Source organism: Pseudoalteromonas sp. CO348 (assembly GCF_004208845.1).
Lineage (GTDB): Bacteria > Pseudomonadota > Gammaproteobacteria > Enterobacterales > Alteromonadaceae > Pseudoalteromonas > Pseudoalteromonas maricaloris.
The window spans coordinates 130,791-151,181 of sequence record NZ_SGPI01000038.1; the positions used below are offsets into that span (position 1 = coordinate 130,791).

16 protein-coding genes are annotated in these 20,391 nt (G+C 42.8%); 13 read left to right on the forward strand and 3 right to left on the reverse strand.

The window, feature by feature from the left end; all coding sequences use genetic code 11:
• Nucleotides 1–316 precede the first annotated feature (316 nt).
• The 11 genes from EXT48_RS19715 to rluF all read left to right on the forward strand — a co-directional run bounded on the left by EXT48_RS19715 (nucleotide 317) and on the right by rluF (nucleotide 16,916).
• Nucleotides 317–616, forward strand: a complete 300-nt coding sequence (locus EXT48_RS19715) for an isoamylase early set domain-containing protein (RefSeq protein WP_010372991.1) — start codon at nucleotides 317–319, stop codon at nucleotides 614–616.
• A gap of 8 nt (nucleotides 617–624) precedes the next feature.
• Nucleotides 625–2,604 carry a 4-alpha-glucanotransferase gene (malQ, locus tag EXT48_RS19720; RefSeq protein ID WP_130165485.1) on the forward strand — a complete coding sequence of 660 codons (1,980 nt, stop codon included), beginning with the start codon at nucleotides 625–627 and terminating at the stop codon, nucleotides 2,602–2,604.
• On the forward strand, nucleotides 2,605–4,845 hold the full coding sequence (gene glgB / locus EXT48_RS19725) for a 1,4-alpha-glucan branching protein GlgB (protein ID WP_130165486.1): 2,241 nt from the start codon (nucleotides 2,605–2,607) through the stop codon (nucleotides 4,843–4,845). It abuts the gene before it with no gap.
• A complete protein-coding gene (gene glgX / locus EXT48_RS19730; protein WP_130165487.1) occupies nucleotides 4,839–6,890 on the forward strand; it encodes a glycogen debranching protein GlgX in 2,052 nt (683 codons plus the stop codon). Before glgB ends, glgX begins: the two co-directional genes overlap by 7 nt.
• Nucleotides 6,883–9,366 (forward strand): glycogen/starch/alpha-glucan phosphorylase, encoded by a 2,484-nt coding sequence (locus EXT48_RS19735; RefSeq protein ID WP_039495153.1) that lies wholly within the window; start codon nucleotides 6,883–6,885, stop codon nucleotides 9,364–9,366. Before glgX ends, EXT48_RS19735 begins: the two co-directional genes overlap by 8 nt.
• Nucleotides 9,367–9,398: 32 nt before the next feature.
• Nucleotides 9,399–10,673, forward strand: coding sequence for a glucose-1-phosphate adenylyltransferase (glgC, locus tag EXT48_RS19740; RefSeq protein WP_010372983.1), 1,275 nt, complete (start codon nucleotides 9,399–9,401; stop codon nucleotides 10,671–10,673).
• A gap of 16 nt (nucleotides 10,674–10,689) precedes the next feature.
• A complete protein-coding gene (locus EXT48_RS19745) occupies nucleotides 10,690–12,225 on the forward strand; it encodes a glycogen synthase (protein WP_130165488.1) in 1,536 nt (511 codons plus the stop codon).
• Nucleotides 12,226–12,483: 258 nt separating this feature from the next.
• Nucleotides 12,484–13,701: an EAL and HDOD domain-containing protein gene (locus EXT48_RS19750; RefSeq protein WP_010605397.1), complete on the forward strand. Its 1,218-nt coding sequence runs from the start codon at nucleotides 12,484–12,486 to the stop codon at nucleotides 13,699–13,701.
• Nucleotides 13,701–14,798, forward strand: a complete 1,098-nt coding sequence (locus EXT48_RS19755; RefSeq protein WP_240703412.1) for a DUF418 domain-containing protein — start codon at nucleotides 13,701–13,703, stop codon at nucleotides 14,796–14,798. Before EXT48_RS19750 ends, EXT48_RS19755 begins: the two co-directional genes overlap by 1 nt.
• Nucleotides 14,791–15,864: an ABC transporter substrate-binding protein gene (locus EXT48_RS19760; RefSeq protein WP_130165489.1), complete on the forward strand. Its 1,074-nt coding sequence runs from the start codon at nucleotides 14,791–14,793 to the stop codon at nucleotides 15,862–15,864. The genes EXT48_RS19755 and EXT48_RS19760 overlap by 8 nt, the downstream gene beginning before the upstream one ends.
• A gap of 65 nt (nucleotides 15,865–15,929) precedes the next feature.
• Nucleotides 15,930–16,916, forward strand: a complete 987-nt coding sequence (gene rluF, locus EXT48_RS19765; protein WP_130165490.1) for a 23S rRNA pseudouridine(2604) synthase RluF — start codon at nucleotides 15,930–15,932, stop codon at nucleotides 16,914–16,916.
• A gap of 125 nt (nucleotides 16,917–17,041) precedes the next feature.
• On the opposite strand, the gene minE is transcribed toward rluF, so the two are convergent.
• The 3 genes from minE to minC are packed head-to-tail and all read right to left on the reverse strand — an operon-like array spanning nucleotide 17,042 to nucleotide 18,823.
• Nucleotides 17,042–17,302, reverse strand: coding sequence for a cell division topological specificity factor MinE (gene minE, locus EXT48_RS19770; protein ID WP_010372964.1), 261 nt, complete (start codon nucleotides 17,300–17,302; stop codon nucleotides 17,042–17,044).
• 1 nt (nucleotide 17,303) lies between these two features.
• Entirely contained in the window at nucleotides 17,304–18,113 is an 810-nt protein-coding gene (gene minD / locus EXT48_RS19775; protein ID WP_010372960.1) for a septum site-determining protein MinD, read from the reverse strand.
• A gap of 5 nt (nucleotides 18,114–18,118) precedes the next feature.
• Nucleotides 18,119–18,823, reverse strand: a complete 705-nt coding sequence (gene minC, locus EXT48_RS19780; protein WP_010372958.1) for a septum site-determining protein MinC — start codon at nucleotides 18,821–18,823, stop codon at nucleotides 18,119–18,121.
• A gap of 135 nt (nucleotides 18,824–18,958) precedes the next feature.
• Here minC and EXT48_RS19785 point away from each other — a divergent pair, with 135 nt between their 5' ends.
• A complete protein-coding gene (locus EXT48_RS19785) occupies nucleotides 18,959–19,240 on the forward strand; it encodes a YcgL domain-containing protein (protein WP_010372955.1) in 282 nt (93 codons plus the stop codon).
• Complete coding sequence (locus EXT48_RS19790; RefSeq protein ID WP_069019253.1) at nucleotides 19,237–20,253, forward strand: lytic transglycosylase domain-containing protein; 1,017 nt, start codon at nucleotides 19,237–19,239, stop codon at nucleotides 20,251–20,253. The genes EXT48_RS19785 and EXT48_RS19790 overlap by 4 nt, the downstream gene beginning before the upstream one ends.
• Nucleotides 20,254–20,391 lie beyond the last annotated feature (138 nt).

Genomic DNA, 20,391 nt, shown 5'->3' on the forward strand with positions numbered 1-20,391 from the left:
TGTGATTGGCTCAGTGATTGCAAGGAACTCATAGCAAACTGAAATCACTGCTTATCTGATTTAGATTGCGCCAAAGCGGTGCAAAATTGCACCAAATTTGTACTGTCATACAAACTCAATATTTGTTTGCTGTACTTAGGGCTGTTGATTTTTAAAGCGAACGGTGAGTTGCCAGCTAATTAAATTTTAATTTTGCAATTTAATTTCACTTAAATCTCAAGATGCTCGACATAAATCGTACACAGTTACCAGTCGTTTGCAGTATTAGCGTACGTCACTGTGAAATAAGGACTCACAAAAGGTAAACGGGGGTTATATGCTCACTAAACGGTTTTTCAAAACAAAAGACGAAGCAGAAATTACATTTTCATTTTCACACCCAGAAGCGAAAACGGTGGAACTTGCTGGTGATTTTAATGATTGGCAACCTGAGCCGATGAAATTCATCAAAAAAGACAGTGCGTTTAAGCTCAAACACCGTTTACCAACCGACAAAGATTACCACTTCAGATATTTGATTGATGGTGAAGTCTGGGACAACGATCATCAAGCAGATGATTATGTGCCCAACGGCTTTGGAGAAGACAACAGTGTTGTGTCCACAGCGAGAGCGTAACATTATAAATGGACAACATTGCTCAGCTTCTTTATCTCTATGGTATTGGTTATGAATACCATAAATACACGGGTGATCATGTGGTATTTGATCACCAAACTCGCCTACAGGCATTGCAGGAGTGCGGTGTTGATGTCAGCAATCTAGATGAAATAAATACGCTCAACTTTGAGTTGGATATTGCTAAGTGGTTAACGCCAGTTGAAGCCATTACTTTGGTTTGCAAAGAGATGCCAACTATTACGATAAGAGTGGATGCTGGCCTGCAAATTAACGAATTAACTGTGTCGATCCCTACATTGGGTTATTGCTGTGTTTGCGATCCAAACAATCAAGTAGCGATTGGGGATTACCGCTATCAAGATACACGTTATGTTCAACTTAAAGTGCCAATAAACGCGATTGAAGTCGGTTATCATAGCGCTGAGGTAATATTAAATGGTGCGCGGTTTGAGACAGAACTTTGGGTGACGCCTAGACAGTGCTATGACCCGATTGAACAACATAAAAAGCTCCTTGGATTGTCTATTCAGCTATATTCGTTAAAGCCTGCTGGCAGCAAGCTAAGTGCGGATTTTTATGAGCTAAAGCAATTAGTTGAGGCTAGCGCAGCTGAAGGGGTTGACTACATTTTGTTAAACCCACTGCATTTGTTGTTTGTTGATGAACCAGAAAAAGCCAGCCCGTACAGCCCAAATGACCGCCGCCTACTGCACCCTTTTTACATTTCTATCGAGCTTTTTTGTGAACAATTTGGCTTAGATGTGAGTGTGTTCGCCGGCTATTTAAACGTCTCAAAGAGTAACTTGAACGCGACATATCTTGATATGACCCACTGTATGGAAAGTAAGCTTAACGCGTTACGTTTTGCGTGGCAGTTATTGTGTGAACAAACTGGAGCGTGGCGTGCAGACTTTACTCGATTTTGCCAGGCTAAGCAGCAAGAGCTTAAGGCATTTGAGGACGATGACTTCGCTAAATTTTTGCAATGGCTTGCGTTTGAACAATTAACGCAATGCCAGTCTTCGGCACTGAATGCCGGTATGGCTGTAGGTTTAATCAATGATTTAGCCGTTGGTTGTGCTGACGGCTCCAGTGAATACAACAGCAATAAAAATTTGTATGCCGAACATGCTCGCGTGGGCGCGCCTCCAGACCCTTGGGCAGAGCTCGGTCAAAACTGGGGATTACCAGCGTTAAATCCCGTTAAGTTAAAAGCGCAGCGCTTTGCATTTTTTAAACAGCTGATCCAAGCGAACATCACCGGTGTTGGGGCATTAAGAATTGACCATGTGATGGGCCTAAGAAGGTTGTGGTGGTGCTTTTATCAAGATCAGCAGCAAACAGGTTGCTATGTATATTATCCATTTGAGTACCTTTTAGCGATCCTTAAAATTGAGTCTGTCAAACATCAAGTAATGATCATTGGTGAAGACTTAGGGGTTGTTCCAATCGAAATCAAAGAAGCAATGTCTGAGTCTCATATATACAGCAATATTCTTTTTTACTTCGAGAAGGATTATCACGGTCAGTTTTTAGCACCTACGCACTATAAGCACAATGCGTTACTCATGGTTGCTAACCATGACGTCCCGCCATTTTTTGGCTGGTGGAGCCATGATGACCTTAGGTTGAAACGCGAATATCAGTTATTGAGCGAACCCCAACTAACAAAAGCGGATGAAGAGCGAACATCCGAGCGAGAGAAGCTTTGTCATTGGCTTAGTCGCTATGGTGAGGTAAGTGTCAGCCTTGCGAGCGAAGCCCGTGATGTGTATCAGTCGCTTATCAATGTGCTCGCCAAGTCGCCTGCAAAAATGCTGACAATTCAGTTTGATGACCTCGACGAACAGAAGTTACCAGTGAACATTCCTGGTACTGACCAAGAGTATCCAAACTGGAGAAGGCGACTTAATCAGACATCAGCGGAAATTATTGCAAGTTCTCGGCCGCTGATCCGAGATGCGGTAACCAGCAGGAAAGAATAGATGAATACAAGAGCAAAAATAGAAGACGCCCAAGTAGATGACTACATCAGTCAATTAGCCGCTTTGGAAGCCGGTAAGTGTCGCGACCCATTTGCCTTTTTAGGGCTACACCAGCTAGATGCGAAGCGCTCAGTCGTGCGCTGTTTTATTCCTGGTGCGACAGAAGTTAAGGTGCTTACCAACAATAGCAGCTATGCGCTTGAACGGTTTCGCAAAAGTGCGCTATTTACATTAGATTTTAAAGCGGATGACATCAGCAAAGATTACCAGCTTGAAGTGCACTACCCAGAGCAAACCGTCACTGCGAGGGATGTATATAGTTTTGATAGTTGCTTGGCTGATGATGCTTTGTACTTATTCAATGAAGGAACACAAGCCCAAGCTTATTTGCATTTAGGAGCACATCAAGTAGAAATAGAGGGTGCAGTTGGGTTTCGATTTGGTGTTTGGGCGCCAAATGCGTTGTCTGTTTCTGTGATAGGTGAGTTTAACCATTGGCAGGCCGTGCAGCATCCAATGCGATTACATCCAGCCAGTGGTGTATGGGAGCTTTTTATTCCGGCTCTGGAGGTTGACTGCTGCTATAAATTTGCAATCACCACATTTGAGGGGGAGCGCATAGAAAAGGCCGACCCCTTTGCATTTAAAATGGAACAAGCTCCGGGCACGGCGAGTATAACTCAGGCTCGACCAGCCGCCTTCGCGTTGAGCCAAGCTGATCATGATAAAAAGGCGCTGCGTAATAAAATCAATGCACCCATTAGTATTTATGAGGTGCATTTGGGCTCTTGGAAACGCCGAGAGGAAGAAGGTAATCGCTATCTTACGTATCGAGAGTTAGCGGACGACCTTATCCCCTATGTAAAGGCACTGGGGTTTACTCATTTGCAACTGATGCCTATTAGTGAATATCCTTTTGATGGCTCCTGGGGTTACCAACCAGTGGGGTTATTCTCGCCAACCAGTCGCTTTGGTGGCGTGGAGGATTTTGCTTACTTCGTTGAGTGCTGTCATCGTGAAGAGCTCGGATTACTTATCGACTGGGTACCGGGACATTTCCCATCAGATCCTCATGGTTTACATAAATTTGATGGTACGCATTTATTTGAACATGCTGATAAGCGGCAAGGATTTCACCCAGATTGGAACACCTATATTTTTAACTACGACCGCGCTGAAGTAAAAAGCTTTTTGTTGTCGAATGCGATGTACTGGATAAAAGAATACACCATCGATGGATTACGAGTTGATGCCGTGGCATCGATGCTTTACTTGGATTACAGCCGTAAACAAGGGGAATGGGTGCCAAATCAATATGGCGGCCGTGAAAACCTAGGCGCAATAGAATGCCTCAAATCAGTCAATACCAAATGTTATGGCGTTGACGAAGGTATTATGATGGTCGCTGAAGAATCCACTGCTTGGCCCGGTGTTACCCGCAGTGTTGAACACGATGGTTTGGGTTTTGGTTATAAGTGGAATATGGGGTGGATGAATGACACGCTAAACTATATGTCCAAAGACCCAATTCATCGCAAGTACCATCACCATGAAATGACCTTTTCGATGGTGTATGCCTATTCTGAAAATTACATCTTGCCATTAAGTCACGATGAAGTGGTACATGGCAAAGGTGCGCTACTGAGCAAAATGCCAGGAGACGATTGGCAGCAATTCGCTAATTTACGTGCCTACTATGGCTTTATGTTTGCCCACCCAGGTAAAAAGTTGCTGTTTATGGGCGCCGAACTTGCCCCCCGAGAGGAGTGGGATCATAACCAACAACTCAACTGGAAGTTGCTTGAAAGTGAAGCGCATCAAGGCGTGTATAAGTGTGTCAAAGCGCTCAATACGACCTATAAATCAACGCCGCAATTATTCGAGTGCGATAACAAATCAACAGGATTTAATTGGATTGATGGTGGGAATGCGGAGCAAAGCATATTTAGTTTTGTACGCTATGGACGAGATGGTGTTACACCGCTGGTGGTGATCGCGAACTTTACGCCACAAACCCATTTTCAATTCCGCTTAGGCGTGCCGTCAGCGGGTGTGTATCAAGTTGTCTTAAACACGGATGACAAAGCATTTTGGGGGAGCGGCGTTGGAGTCGTTGCACATAAACAACAACTCATTGAATCGAAAAACATAGCAAGCCATGGCCTTGAGCAAAGTATCGATATAACCGTTCCGCCTTTGGCAACAGTGTATTTGCAGCTGATCTCTGGTGGCACATGCTAACCAGTTATCGCGGCGATCATCAATTATTGGGTGCAACGGCCAGTGATAAAGGCGTTAACTTTTGTGTTTATGCACCGAAAGCAAAACGCGTAACCCTGTGTCTGTTCGACAAAAGCGGCCATAGCGAAGTGAATCGGATAGGGATGTTTCGGCATGAGGGCGGAAATTGGTCACTGTTTATCGAGGGAGCACAAGTCGGAGACTTATATGGCTATCGGGTAGACGGGGAGTATAGTGCGGAAAAAGGGCTACTTTTCAATGCCAATAAGTTACTCTTAGACCCATATTGCCGCGACTTTTTCGGTGAGTTTACTTGGAGTGAACGGCATTTTTGCCATTTGCCAGTAGGCCATATAAACCCATCTGATAACGCCTGTGATATGCCAAAGAGTAAAGTGACGGCGATTGAGAAGTATCAAGGGAAGCGACCCAAGACTCCGTGGAGTAAAACGGTGATCTATGAATGCCATGTTAAAGGGGCAACTGTTCGACACCCAGACATTCCAAGTAAACACCAAGGAAAATATTTAGGGATTGCTGAACAAACCTTTATTGAACACCTCAAGCATATTGGTGTTACTGCGATTGAGCTGCTACCTGTGCATGCGTTTATCAATGAGCAATTTCTTACGACCAAAGGACTAAAAAATTACTGGGGATATAACAGCCTCAACTTTTTTACGCCACACAAAAGTTATCTCGTTAACGGCGACATCAACGAATTTAAGGTAATGGTAGAGCGGCTCCATCAAGCCGGTATTGAGGTTATTTTGGATGTGGTGTTTAACCATACTGCGGAAGGTGGCTTGGATGGCCCGACAATAAGCTTTAAAGGGTTTGATAACCTGACTTATTACAGCACCTTGCCGAGTAAGCCCAATGTCTACATTAATGACACGGGTTGTGGAAACACAATGAATATCTCGAACCCTGTGGTATTAAGACTTGTCTTGGACAGCTTGCGCTATTGGGTGGAATACATGGGGGTGGACGGTTTTCGCTTTGATTTGGCGACGATCCTTGCTCGTCAAGCCTCGGGATTTTCAAATCAACATGCATTTTTGCAAGCGATCCATCAAGACCCAGTGCTTAGCAAAGTAAAACTGATTGCCGAGCCTTGGGATATTGGTCCTGGTGGGTATCAACTTGGACAATTTCCTTCTCCGTGGCGTGAGTGGAATGATAAATATCGAGATACCGTTAGGCGCTTCTGGCGTGGTGATGAGGGAGTATTGCCAGAGCTTGCGATGCGTATTCATGGCTCCAGTGACCTATTTGAACATAACTTACGGGGCCCTTTGAACTCCATAAATTTTCTTACCAGTCATGACGGCTTCTCATTGTTTGATTGGACGGCTTACGAGCATAAACACAATGAAGCAAACGGTGAGGCAAATAGAGACGGCCACAGTGAAAACTTTTCATTTAATTGTGGGGTAGAAGGGTTCAGTGCAGACCCTCAAATCAATGAATTGCGTCTCAGTATGCAGAAAAATGCATTACTCACTTTGTTTTTGTCCAAAGGGATCCCGATGATTTGCGCGGGAACCGAAATGGCACATACGCAAAGTGGCAACAATAATGCTTACTGCCAAGACAACTGCACTAGCTGGCTGGCATGGAAAAACCACCAGCAACACCATACTTTAACTTTTTTTATCCAAGATTTACTTGCGCTTCGTAAGCAATTTGCTGCGTTTTCTCACTCATTTTATGTCCATGACAGTGACAGTCGTTTTGCGGTGAATTGGTTTAATGAACAAGCAAAGCCGTTATCGCCTGAACAATGGCGAGAGCCGAGCCGCAAATGGTTGAGTTACACCATTACCGATCAGCAGTTAGGGCAAAGCTTATTGATAATTCTGAACGCCAGTGAAAGTGCATTGCAAATAAAGCTGCCATTTAGTGCATTTTCATCTCATTGGCAGCAAGCAATCACCACTGCGGTTGAGCCGCATCGACCAGAGTTAGATTCTTATTTACAGGTTCCAGCTAAGTCAGCATGGATATTTACATCAATCAAAGGGGATGAAAAGCATGGCTAATAAAAGTGCGCCAGTATGCGTGGTAAAACATTGGCAAGATGCACCAAAGATAGATGAAAACACCTTGAGTGATGATTTGACTCGTCACTTTTACTACACCTTAGGTCGCGACAAAGTAGGAGAGTCGCGACTGTATTTGTACCATGCATTAGCCTTGACTATTCGTGACCGATTAGTCGCCCGTTGCCGGGCAACCAAAGAGCACATTAAGAGTAAAAAGACGCGTAAAGCAGCCTATCTCTCGTTGGAATTTTTAATGGGTAGAGCACTGTCTAATGCGGTGTTAAATCTAGACTTAGAAGAACAAGTTCAAGCGGCATTACAAGAATACTGTACTGAGCTTGAAGAGGTCGCGCAGGCTGAACATGATGCAGGTCTTGGTAATGGTGGTTTAGGCCGTCTTGCAGCTTGTTTTTTGGATAGTTGTGCTTCATTAGCCCTTCCTGTTGTTGGTTACGGTTTGCGTTACGAATTTGGGATGTTTAACCAAACCTGTGAACAGGGTCACCAAGTAGAACAGCCAGATAACTGGCTCCGTGAAGGTCATCCATGGGAGCTTGCCGCACCAGAACAAGCCCGGAGAGTTAAGTTTTTTGGTCATGTTGAAGTACATACCGACAAAAATGGTAGGCAGCATCGTGAGTGGCTTGATACGCAAGATATTCTCGCCGTGCCTTACGACGTTCCTGTGCCTGGATATCGTAATGAGGTGGTAAACACATTAAGACTATGGAAATCAGAGGCAACCGATGAGTTTGACCTCAACGAATTTAATGCCGGTAGTTATTCAGAAGCGGTGGCTAAAAAGAATCTCGCTGAGCAGATAACGATGGTGCTGTACCCCAATGATGCCAGTGAAAATGGTAAAGAGTTGAGATTAAGGCAGCAGTACTTTTTATCCAGCGCGAGCTTGCAAGACGTGATCGCAACGTGGGTTGAGCAATACGGCGATGATTTTAGTGATTTTGCGGATTATCACGTATTCCAACTCAATGATACCCATCCAAGTATTGCCGTAGCTGAACTAATGCGTATTTTATTAGACGATTACGAGCTGGAGTGGGATGCCGCGTGGAAGATAACGACATCAACCATGGCATATACCAACCATACTTTATTGCCTGAAGCATTAGAGCGCTGGTCTGTGAGTTTATTTGAGCGCTTGTTACCAAGGTTGCTAGAAATTATCTATGAGATCAATGCCCGCTTTTTGTCGGAAGTTGCACTGAAATGGCCCGGTGATATCGAAAAGCAGCGCGCGCTGTCACTTATTGAGGAGTCTAGCCATCCTCAAATTCGCATGGCGTATCTTGCGATCGTAGGCAGTTATTCTGTCAATGGTGTTGCTGCGCTTCATACCGAGCTATTAAAAGCTGGCTTGTTTAACGATTTTTATCAACTGTGCCCAGAGAAGTTTAATAATAAAACGAATGGGGTGACGCCAAGACGCTGGTTATCGCACTGTAATCCAGAACTGGCGCAATTGATTAGCGATAAAATAGGCGACGGCTGGCAAGCTGATTTTTCTAAAATTAGTGAACTACGTCGTTTTTACGATAACCACGCCTTCCAAAAGCAGTGGTTAACAGTCAAACAAAACAACAAACAACGTCTTGCTGAGCTAATTGCCCATGAATGTCAGGTAGAGTTTGATCCAACTATGATGTTTGATGTTCAAGTCAAGCGTATTCATGAATACAAGCGTCAGCTACTTAACGTATTGCACGTTATCCATCTTTACGATCGGATCTGTCGTGGTGATGTGGCAGAGCTCGTTCCTCGTTGCGTACTGTTTGGAGGTAAGGCTGCACCCGGTTATTACATGGCGAAGAAGATCATTAAATTAATCAATAATGTTGCCAATGTTATCAACAATGACCCCGCGGCGAGGCCCTATCTTCGAGTGGCTTTCATGCCCAATTACAATGTCTCAAAAATGGAAGTGATTTGTCCTGCAACAGACTTATCAGAGCAAATTTCAACCGCAGGAAAAGAAGCGTCTGGCACAGGCAACATGAAGTTTATGATGAATGGTGCAATCACCATAGGCACCTTAGATGGTGCCAATATTGAAATACGAGAATGCGTTGGTGCAGACAACTTTTACTTATTTGGTGTAACTGCTGAACAAGCACAGCAAGTGCGCCAAAATTATCAGCCCCTTAAGATAATAGAAAGCAACAATGACCTTAAACGTGTTATGGCTTTGCTCGAAAGTGGGCACTTTAACCTATTTGAGCCTAATATCTTTGATGACGTAATTAACTCAATTAAGAGTAGTACCGATCCTTGGTTAGTGGCACAAGATTTTCCTTCCTATGTTGAGAGCCAGGAGCATGCGGCTCAAGCATACAAAGACAAGGAACATTGGCTGCGCATGAGTATTCTCAATACCGCAGCAAGTGGAAAATTTTCTAGCGATAGAACAATTCAAGATTACAGCGATGATATTTGGCGCTTGAGCCCAATGCAGTAGTCACCGCAAAAAAGTTATGGAGAGAAGAAATAATGCCTAATTATGCGAATCGTTATATTAGTACCCTCACTCGAGAAACATATGCTTTAATACTTGCGGGTGGAAGAGGTTCGCGCCTTCACGAGCTCACCAATTGGCGAGCGAAACCCGCTGTTTATTTTGGCGGCAAACATCGAATTATCGATTTTCCACTGTCTAACTGCATTAACTCAGGGATCCGTCGGGTTGGCATTGCCACGCAATATAAGTCGCACTCCCTTATTCGTCATGTTAATCGCGCATGGGGACACTTTAAAAAGGAACTGGGAGAATCTGTAGAGATATTGCCAGCATCACAGCGATATGGTGATGAATGGTACTGCGGCACAGCAGACGCAGTTTTCCAGAATATGGATATTATTCGTCATGAGCTTCCCAAATACGTTATGATCCTATCGGGTGATCATGTCTACAGAATGGATTACGGTGGCTTGCTTGCAAAGCACGTTGAGACAGGTGCAGATATGACCGTATGTTGTATTGAAGTGCCCTGTGAAGAGGCGGCAAAAACGTTTGGTGTCATGACGGTAGATGAAAGCAACCGGGTCCGTCGCTTTGATGAAAAACCGGTAGATCCGACGTCAATTCCTGGAAAGCCAGGTGTATGTTTGGCTTCTATGGGTAACTATGTGTTTAACACTGAGTTTTTATTCGAGCAGTTAAAAAAGGATGCGGAACGAGAAGGGTCTGGTCGTGACTTTGGTCATGATATTATCCCATCCATCATAGAAGAGCATAATGTATATGCGTATCCATTTTGCGACCCATCACATGAAGGGCAGCCATATTGGCGAGATGTAGGGACGCTTGATTCATTCTGGGAAGCAAATATGGAGTTGGTTTCTCCTGAACCACAACTTGATCTCTATGATCCTCATTGGCCAATTTGGACTTATCAGGAACAGTTACCACCAGCTAAATTTATATTTGATGATGATGATAGACGCGGTATGGCCGTAGACTCAACGGTTTCTGGTGGCTGTATTATTTCTGGCTCTAAGGTTAAGCGTTCATTGCTGTTTTCCAATGTGCATGTTCACTCGTATTGTGAAATTGAAGGAGCCGTTGTGTTGCCTGGTGCCAAAATCGGGCGTAACTGCAAAATCAAAAACGCAATCATTGACCGCAGTTGTCAAATACCAGAGGGGATGACAATTGGTTACGATACTGACTTAGACAAAGAGAATGGCTTTAGAGTGTCGAATAAGGGGATCGTATTGGTGACCCGAGATATGCTCGCAGAGCTTGCGGAAAAAAATAATAAATGATCCATGTAGAGGTACTATGCATGTAATTTTAGTGGCAGCCGAAAATGATCGGTTGCCAAATTGTAAGGTAGGGGGCGTCGCAGATGTAATACGTGACGTGCCTTATGCATTGGCGCAGCTTGGCATTAAAGTATCGGTGGTGACACCTGACTATGGCCAAGCTGCTTTAAATCGAAACTTAGTCGCTGATATTGCCGTCCCTTTTCGTCAACACCTAGAAACGGCGACTCTTTGGTCTGTTGAAGAAAGTGCCAATGTCACTCAGTATGTCATTTCACATTCATTGTTTAGTGAGCATCATGGCGCTATTTACTGTAATGATCCTCACCAGCCCTTTGCCACGGATGCAAATCGATTTGCGTTTTTTAGTGCGGCAGTTGCTGAACTTATTGAACATGAGTTGATAGCAGAGATAGATGTTGTACACCTACATGACTGGCATGCTGCTGTCGTTGCGGTACTTCGTCAGTTTAGTCCAAGATTCAAACGCTTAAAGACGCTGAGGACAGTCTATACTGTGCATAACCTTGCACTTCAAGGGATCCGGCCTTTTAATCATGACTTTTCCAGCCTTGAGTCTTGGTTTCCGACACTCACCTATGATGGACTCAGTATTTGCGATCCTAAATATCCTCACTGCTTTAATCCGATGCGAGCGGCTATTGCTCTTTCAGACAAAGTGCATGTTGTTTCTCCTAATTACGCCAAAGAGGTAATGATCCCAAGTCATCCGGAGCTTGGGTTTTTTGGTGGCGAAGGGTTAGAGAGCGACATGCAGCATGCTTCTTATGAGGGACGGTTAGCAGGTATTTTAAACGGTTGTGTGTATGATGAGTCAGGTGACGAAGAGAATCTAACTCTTGCTGACTATTTGGCGCTTGCTGAGCAGCATGTGTTTCAATGGATGGCGAAGTCTAGCCAAGTATTATCTCGGTTTTACATTGCCCACCAACGCATACTCGCTTGGCGCGGTGAAGCCTTTAGTGGCAAGCTAATTACAAGTGTTGGTCGTCTCACCGATCAAAAAGCACTTATTTTAAGACAGCCTACCCAGTCAGGCATTGTGCTCGATGACATCGCAAAAATAGCCAAGCACCAAGGAGCACGTATTGTGATTGTTGGCTCTGGTGACCCAAGTCTTGAGCAGCTATTTACCGAAGTAATGGCACGCCATAACAATGTCTTGTTTTTAAATGGTTATGGTAAAGCACTCGGCGAACAACTGTACCCGTTAGGTGATTTATTTTTAATGCCAAGCTCCTTTGAGCCTTGTGGTATCAGCCAAATGCTTGCGATGCGTGCAGGACAACCTTGTATCGTGCATAAAGTGGGTGGACTATATGATACGGTAAAACACAATGAAACAGGCTATTGCTTTGAAGGAGAAACACTCGCTGAGCAAGGTAGTCAGTTTATTGCGATTTTTGAATTAGCGCTTGCTGATCTGATGAACGATAGCGAAAAATATCAACAACTCAGGCTGCAAGCTCGTATGCAGCGCTTTGACTGGTCTGATGTTGCACAAAAATACTGCGAACAATTATATAGATAGCGAAAATGTAGATAAAAAAATTTTCGCATCTGTGTTAAGTATTTAGCAATTGGCTCAGTTGCTAAACAAAAAACTAGGTCAAAGGTATCAAAAGATAGCTTTGGCCTTTCTTTTTTATCATTTTGCATTATCTTTTAAGCTATTATTTTGATTCTTAATAGCTTAGGTTGATTTTCTTTATCATCATAAAGGGTTAAAATCTAAAAATTGCTAAACCAAAAGTGTGATTGTTCACTTTAGGTACAAAGGAGTTTTTGTTTGAAGGTTTTTGTGGCCCGCCAAGCCATATTTAATCGTAAAAAACAAGTTGTTGCATACGAATTGTTGTTTCGCGATGGTGTAAAAAATAGCTTTCCAAATATTGCAGATGATGCAGCGACAGCCAAGCTGATAATGAATAATCAACTTAACCTCGGCATGCGATATCTCACTTCGGGAAAGAAAGCGCTAATTAATATTGGTCCAGACTCGTTACGTCAGGAGCTGTGTGAGTTTCTCCCTGCAAATGATGTGATCTTGGAGCTATTGGAGACTATTCCGCCAACAAAACAAAATTATGAGCGGATAAGAGGCTTATTTCACAGCAACTTTAGACTCGCGTTGGACGATTTTGAATACTCAAAAGAATGGGAACCTTTCTTAAAGCTCGTTAGGTTGATTAAGTTCGACGTCATGGAAAATCCGCTGGATACTATAGTGCCAGTAATTGACATGATCAAAGAGCGAAAGAACATCAAACTACTAGCGGAAAAAGTCGAAACCGAAGAAGAATTCGAGCAAGCTAAAAAGATGGGGTTTCAGTTCTTTCAAGGCTACTTCTTTGCAAAACCAAAGATGATTGAGCAAAAAGACATTACTATTAATTATGTGATTGTCATGCTCATTTATGAAGAAGCACTTAAACCGAATATGAGTATTACGCGATTAGCCGAATTGTTTGCTCAGGACACTGCGCTTGCGTACAAACTGCTAAGGCTAATTAATTCCGGCGTATTTCCAATCAAAAGTCGTATCGAATCTTTAAAGCAAGCCTTGGTATATTTAGGAAACGAGCGTGTAAAAAAGTTTGTAAACTTAATTATGACAGCCCACGTAGCCGAGGGAAAACCGACAGAATTAACACGCCTTTCTATCGTTCGTTCGCGATTTTGTGAGCTTATCGCACAGCAAATTTCGCCAGGACTTGCCAATATGAGTTTTATGACGGGTTTATTTTCTCTGCTTGATGCCATTCTAGACAGGCCAATGGAGCAGGTTGTAAACAAACTCCCTTTTCCTGAGCAACTCCATGATGCTTTGATAGGCAAACCCAACACGCTATATTATATTTTAAATATCGTTAGAGCCTATGAGTCTGGAAGCTGGTGGACACTGCAGGATGCGTGCAGTTATCTAAACTACAAAGACGAAAATCTTCCCGATTTTCATGCTGCTGCGATAAACTGGGCTGATATGTATAAAAACCGTGTATATTGATGAATAGAATTATTGCGATGGATGCGATCCGCGGATTCGCGCTGCTTGGCTTGCTTTCCATGAATATGGTACATATGGCCAATTTTGAGTTGGGCTATGTACCAGCCCAAACAGCCCACTATCTTGATCCGTTCTTAGCAATGGTTAATAGTATTTTCTTTGATGGTCGATTCAGAACCTTATTTGCAATGTTATTTGGAGCGGCATTATGTATTCAGGTAGCAAAGACGGATGATCAGAGCATTGCAATGTATCGACTAACATGGTTAATGATCTTTGGTGTATTACACGGCGTGTTGATTTGGCCTGGAGATATTTTATTCAATTATGCGTTGAGTGGATTGGTTGCACTTAAATTTATTGATGCGAGCGACCAAAAGTTAAACCGCTATGCAATAGGATTCATTTTAGTCCCTTCTATTGCTATCAGCTTATTGCTGTTAATTGATCCAGAACCACAAATAAATAGAACTTCTGAAGTCTACCTCGAGTTTTTGCAGCAAATTCCAGAAAACTACCTAGAACTGCTCACCCTTAATGGTCTTTACTTTATCATTATCAGTTTACTTATCCCGGTTATTACTTTGTGGTATACCGCGGGGTTAATGCTACTCGGTATGCGTTTATATCGAAGTGGAATGTTTGATTTAGAGCGTACTGAACCTGTTCATAAAATTAACTTGTTTGCCGTGATAGCCATTATTTTGTCATTTGTCGGCTTTGTTCTTGAACGTAAGCTAGGCGTGGAGTTTTTTGAAGGAATAGATTGGATCCTTGCAGTACCCGTTGCGTTGTTTTATGTCGTCGTAATCAAGGCTGCAATGCGAGGTACAAAACATCAACTTTGGAGTCTCCAATGTGTTGGGCGTCTCGCGCTTTCGCTTTATCTTCTCCAGTCAATGGTGTTTGTAAGCTATTTTTACTTTATAAACCCGAGCGCTATCAGCATTTGGGAGCGGGTGGATTATTTCGCGGCATTTGTAATTGCGTCTATAATTCAATTAGCCCTTGCGGTGGTATATTGTAAGCTGTTTAAGCAAGGTCCATTTGAGAAGTTATTGAAGGTACTAGTGCTACGAAGAGCCCGCTATGATTAAAAAAGTACTTATTGGGTTAGTGCTATGGATGGTGTGTTTTAGTGTTAATGCTAAACAGTCTTTAAATGTACTGTTTGTTAATCCTTCTGTGCCTGGTGAACCATTTTGGCAGCGCGTCCAAGGCATTACAGAAGCGGCAGCGGATCAATTCGATATAAGATTAGATGTGATCTATGGAGAAGGAAACCGAATTATACAGCTCGCTGAGCTTAAAAAATATTTGAGTTATCGTGCTACTCCCGATTATGTAATCCTCATTAATTATCCTGGTGGTGCCGAAGAAAGCCTAAAGCTTTTAGAAAAATATGGGATCAATCATATTACTTTAGAAGAAACGATTTCTGGCCCTGAAAGGCTCGCGATAGGCAATCCAAAAGAACACTATAAGTATTGGCTTGGGGAAGTGCATCATGATAATGACCAAGCTGGTTACGATCTGGCAAAGAAACTATACCAACAAGCTAAAACTAACGGTCATGAGACAATTTATCCTATTGCTATCAATGGTCACTATGGCACAGAGTCAGATATTAGAAGCAACGGTGCAAAGCGCTTTTTTGATGAAGTTGGCGTGGTGGTTCAGCAAACTGTCTACGCTGGGTGGTCAAAAGAGCAAGCGCTTGATAAGACTAAGAAATTGTTGCACCGCTATCCAAAAACAAACCTTATTTGGCGTGCGTCAGATTTGATGGCGATGGGAGCTATCACCGCAGCTGCATCAAGCACCTCACAAATAGTGTTTGGCGGATTTGATTGGTTGTCGGATACTTTTGAGCTTATTGAACATCATGAGATGCAAGCATCCGTTGGCGGGCACTTTATGATGGGGGCTTGGGCGTTGATTTCGGTGTACGATCATTATTATGGACACCCCTTTTGGAGGGATAACACTGAACTTGCGTTTGACTTAAGCGTAATCACCAAGGAAAATCTAGCGGACTATTACTGGATAAAGTCAGCGAAAAACTGGCAATCTATTGATTACAAGGCAATGAGCCTTAGAGGAAAACCTAAAGAGCAGTATCATTTTTCTCCTGAGCTATTAAGAAAAAGTTTGCAAAAGTAGAAATGCAGTAGTGTAAAGCGGTTGAAGCGATTACAATACGGGTTTTTACTCAAAGTGGTTGTATCGTGACAGAGCAAAAGCGCCTCAATAAATACATCAGTGAAACTGGATTCTGCAGTCGTCGAGAAGCTGATGACTTAATCGCCTCAGGCCGTGTCAAAGTAAATGGAATTCTACCAGAAATGGGCACTAAAGTGTCTGATGCTGACACTATCATCATTGATGGTAAGCCTCTGAAAGCAAAGCCAAAGGCTGTATTTATTGCTTATAATAAACCTGTTGGTGTAACTTGTACCACCGAGCGTAAAATCAGAAGTAATATTGTCAGTGCAATTAACTATCCTGAGCGTATTTTCCCTATTGGTCGCTTAGACCGTCCATCCGAAGGATTAATTTTCTTGACCAACCAAGGCGATATGGTCAATAAAATCCTTCGCGCCGGCAATAACCATGAAAAAGAGTATGAGGTTGTGGTCGATAGGCCTATTGATGAGCGATTTGTAAAACGTATGTCCTCAGGTGTTCCAATCCTTGGCACTGTCACAAAGCCTTGTAAAGTTCGTAAAACCGGGGCTAAGTCATTTACCATTGTATTGACGCAAGGCTTAAATCGTCAAATTCGCAGAATGTGTGAATATCTAGGATTTGAAGTAACACACCTTAAACGTATTCGGATAATGAATATCGATCTAACTGGTCTTAGCTCTGGTAAGTGGCGTCACCTTAACGAAAACGAAATGCGAGCGATCAATCACGCAACAGAGTCATCGAGTAAAACACAAGAGGCATCAGCGGGTGCTGGTGCGGGAAAACAGCATGATAAGCCTAGAAGTGAAGTTAGTGAGGTTGGTCGTCCAAAGCAAGATAGGCGAGCGCATAACAGCAAAGATCGAACAGATGAACTCGACAAGCAAAATAGCGTTAAGCCTAAGCCAAAAACGCGAAATGGTGAACAAAATCACAGTCACAACAAACGCAAGTCAAGCCCAAAACACAATACTAAGCCTGCAAAAAGGGTCAAAGGTACTTTGTCCTTAAATAAGAATAAGTGACCTGAAGTTCGGATAATTAAGCAAAGAGTAGGGCAATGTAAAGCCCCTTGACAGATTAATTAGAATGGGCAAAACGAAATAAATAAGGGCTATAGAAATAGCCCTTATTACATTTACTCAAACTGTTACTTTTCATCATCAGGTAGAGTAACGTTCAATTCTAATACTGCTAAATCATCCTCGTTTTGTTCAAACTGGACGTTGACGGCATCCGAATCTACTTTTACGTATTTGCGAATAACATCGAGGATGTCTTGCTTAAGTTGTGGTAAGTAGTCAGGTGTACCACGCTTTGAGCGTTCGTGCGCAACGATGATTTGCAGTCGCTCTTTCGCTAATGATGCGCTATTTTTTTTCTCAGAACGAAAATAATCTAGTAATGACACCTTACCCTCCAAAGATCCGTTTGAAGATACCTTTCTTCTCAACTTGTAAGAAACGGAAATCAACGACTTCACCTAATAAGCGGTTAATTGCATCGCTATATGCTTGGCCTGCATCAGACTCTTGGTCTAAGATAACCGGTTGCCCTGAGTTAGACGCATTAAGTACTGCTTTTGATTCAGGTATTACACCTAGTAAGTCGATCGCTAGAATTTCTTTAACATCGTCTACCGACAACATTTCACCGCTATCTACACGCTCTGGGTTATAACGTGTAAGCAATAGGTGTTCCTTAACCGGCTCTAGGCCCATTTCAGCGCGCTTCGACTTGCTTTGTAGAATACCTAAAATACGGTCTGAGTCACGAACGGATGAAACTTCAGGGTTAGTTGCTACCACGGCTTCATCAGCGAAGTACAATGCCATCATTGCGCCTGCTTCAATACCCGCTGGTGAGTCGCAAATGATGAAATCAAATTCTTCTTTCATTTCATTTAGCACACGCTCAACCCCTTCTCGAGTGAGGGCGTCTTTATCACGAGTCTGAGAAGCTGGAAGAATATAAAGTTTTTCAACGCGCTTATCTTTAATCAATGCTTGATTTAGATTTGCTTCACCGTTGATAACGTTGACAAAATCATAAACAACGCGACGCTCGCATCCCATGATTAAGTCGAGGTTTCTAAGACCAATATCAAAATCGACAATGGCTGTTTTATAACCCTTTAGCGCTAAGCCAGTACCAATTGCTGCACTTGACGTTGTCTTACCAACACCGCCTTTACCTGAAGTTACGACAATAATTTTTGCCATCTGATTTATCCTTTGACCAAAGCTGTAATTTTTAATGATTCGTCTTGTTGTGTTATTTGAGCAGCTTGACCCCAGTGTTCACCTTGCAGCGAATCACTGATCCAATAACTCCCGTTTATAGACACCAGCTCAGCTTCTAAGCGCTGACAGAATATACTCGTGTCTTCTTGGCCTTGCGCACCTGCGATTGCACGACCACGTAAAGTACCGTAAATGTGCACGTTACCATCGGCGATAACTTCTGCACCATGACTTACAGCACCTAGCACGATCAGATCACGGTCTTTAGCATAAATTTGCTGACCACTACGTACCGTTCCGTTCACAATTTGAGCAGGAAGATAAACTTGTTTTTCTACTACTTCTGCTGCTTGAGATTGTGATGGGGTACTCGGTTGCACATCCCTTGAATAGTTTAGTACAGAAAACCCGGCTTCTTTGGCTAAGTCGTGCTGACTTTGAGTACCGCTACACACACCCACTGGATTGAGCTGTAAATCGACCAGTGTTTGCTTTAACTCTTTGAATTCTACAGTTTGCTCCTGAACATCAGCTAAATTAACCACAATTGGTGCACCTTGAAAAAATTTAGGCGCTTGCGAAATTTTGCTATCAAGATCTTGCCTTAACTTGGTCAGATCTAAAGAAAACAACTGCAGCACAGAGAGTGTAAATAGATTTCCTTTTAGTTCGAATGTTTGATTTGCCATATGTACTCAAATTTCTGTTACAACCGCCGCTAAAGCCTTATCTAGCTGACTTTAGCGCGTAGTAAAACTTTCCACAACTTACTAATAGCATGGTATAGTGACCGCCCATGATTAGCAAGAATTTATAGGCTTATAATGCTCACTGCCATATACAAAAGTCCAAAAAAAGCGGATACCTATCTTTTTGTAACTAAAAGAGATGATTTTTCCAATGTCCCTGCACCGTTAATGGAAACTTTCGGCACTCCTATCTATGTCATGATTATTGACCTTGCGAGAAGAACAAAATTGGGAATTGCTGATCTTGAAACGGTTAAGCAAAAATTAACTGACGATGGGTTTTACTTGCAACTTCCACCGCATACAGAAAGCTTGCTTGATGAATTTAGAAAGCAAAACGGAGTAACAGATTCGTGATAAAAAAAATTTCCCTACTAGTAGCCTCAGTTTGCTTGTCCACATCAGTCTTTGCTAACACTCAAGCGAAGTTTGATGAATACCTCAAAAACTTAAAACAAGAAGCGATTGACAAGGGCTATACACAACAATTAGTTGACGAGGCTTTTGCAACAGCAGTATTTAAGGAAAAGGTGATTAAGGCTGATAAATCCCAGCCAGAAATTGTCGAAACACTAGAAACTTATTTACCCAAGCGCGTCCCTGAATGGAAAATCCAACAGGCCCGCAAACTCTACAAAGAACACCAAGAATCTTTAGAAAAAATAGCAAAAGAATATGGCGTACAGGCACGGTTTATTGTTGCCCTGTGGGGCCTTGAAAGCAACTTTGGTCGTATTCAAGGCGGCTATCCAGTCATTAGTGCGTTAGTGACGCTTGCTTTTGATGGTCGTCGAGAAGCTTTGTATAAAAGACAGTTGTGGGCTGCGCTGGATATTTTAAGAGATGGTCACATCGGTCTGGATGATTTCAAAGGATCGTGGGCAGGAGCAATGGGTCAAACTCAGTTTATGCCAACTTCATTTACGTCTTATGCTGTTGATTATAATAAAGATGGTCGCAAGGACATTTGGACGACGCAAGAGGATGCTTTTGCGTCAATAGCCAATTACCTGAAAAGTGTGGGCTGGAACGATGATCTTACTTGGGGTCGCCAAGTTAAGCTACCTGAAGGTTTTGACAATAGCTACATTTTAAAGCGTGGTACTAAAACGCACAGCGAATGGTTAAAGGAGTGGAGTAAATCAGAGCGTTCATTGCAGGAGTGGCAAGCGCTTGGTCTTCGCAGAATGGACGGCACTGACTTGCCACAAGTGAATATCACAGCAGCATTAGTGATGCCAGATGACGCTAATGGCCGTATGTATCTAGCTTATGATAATTACAAGGCCTTGATGAACTGGAATAGATCTTATTATTTTGCCTCAAGTGTTGGGTATTTATCTGACCGTATAGGCTATCCAAAAATTTAGCCTAGAAAATTTGATTTAGCCCGTTCTAGCAACGGGCTTTTTTATGCCTTTTTATTGGGGGATATAGCTTGGTAAACAGGAAGACATATAGCTGAGGCGAGTATTATTCTTAATGCAATAAAAAAGGCAGCGTCCAAC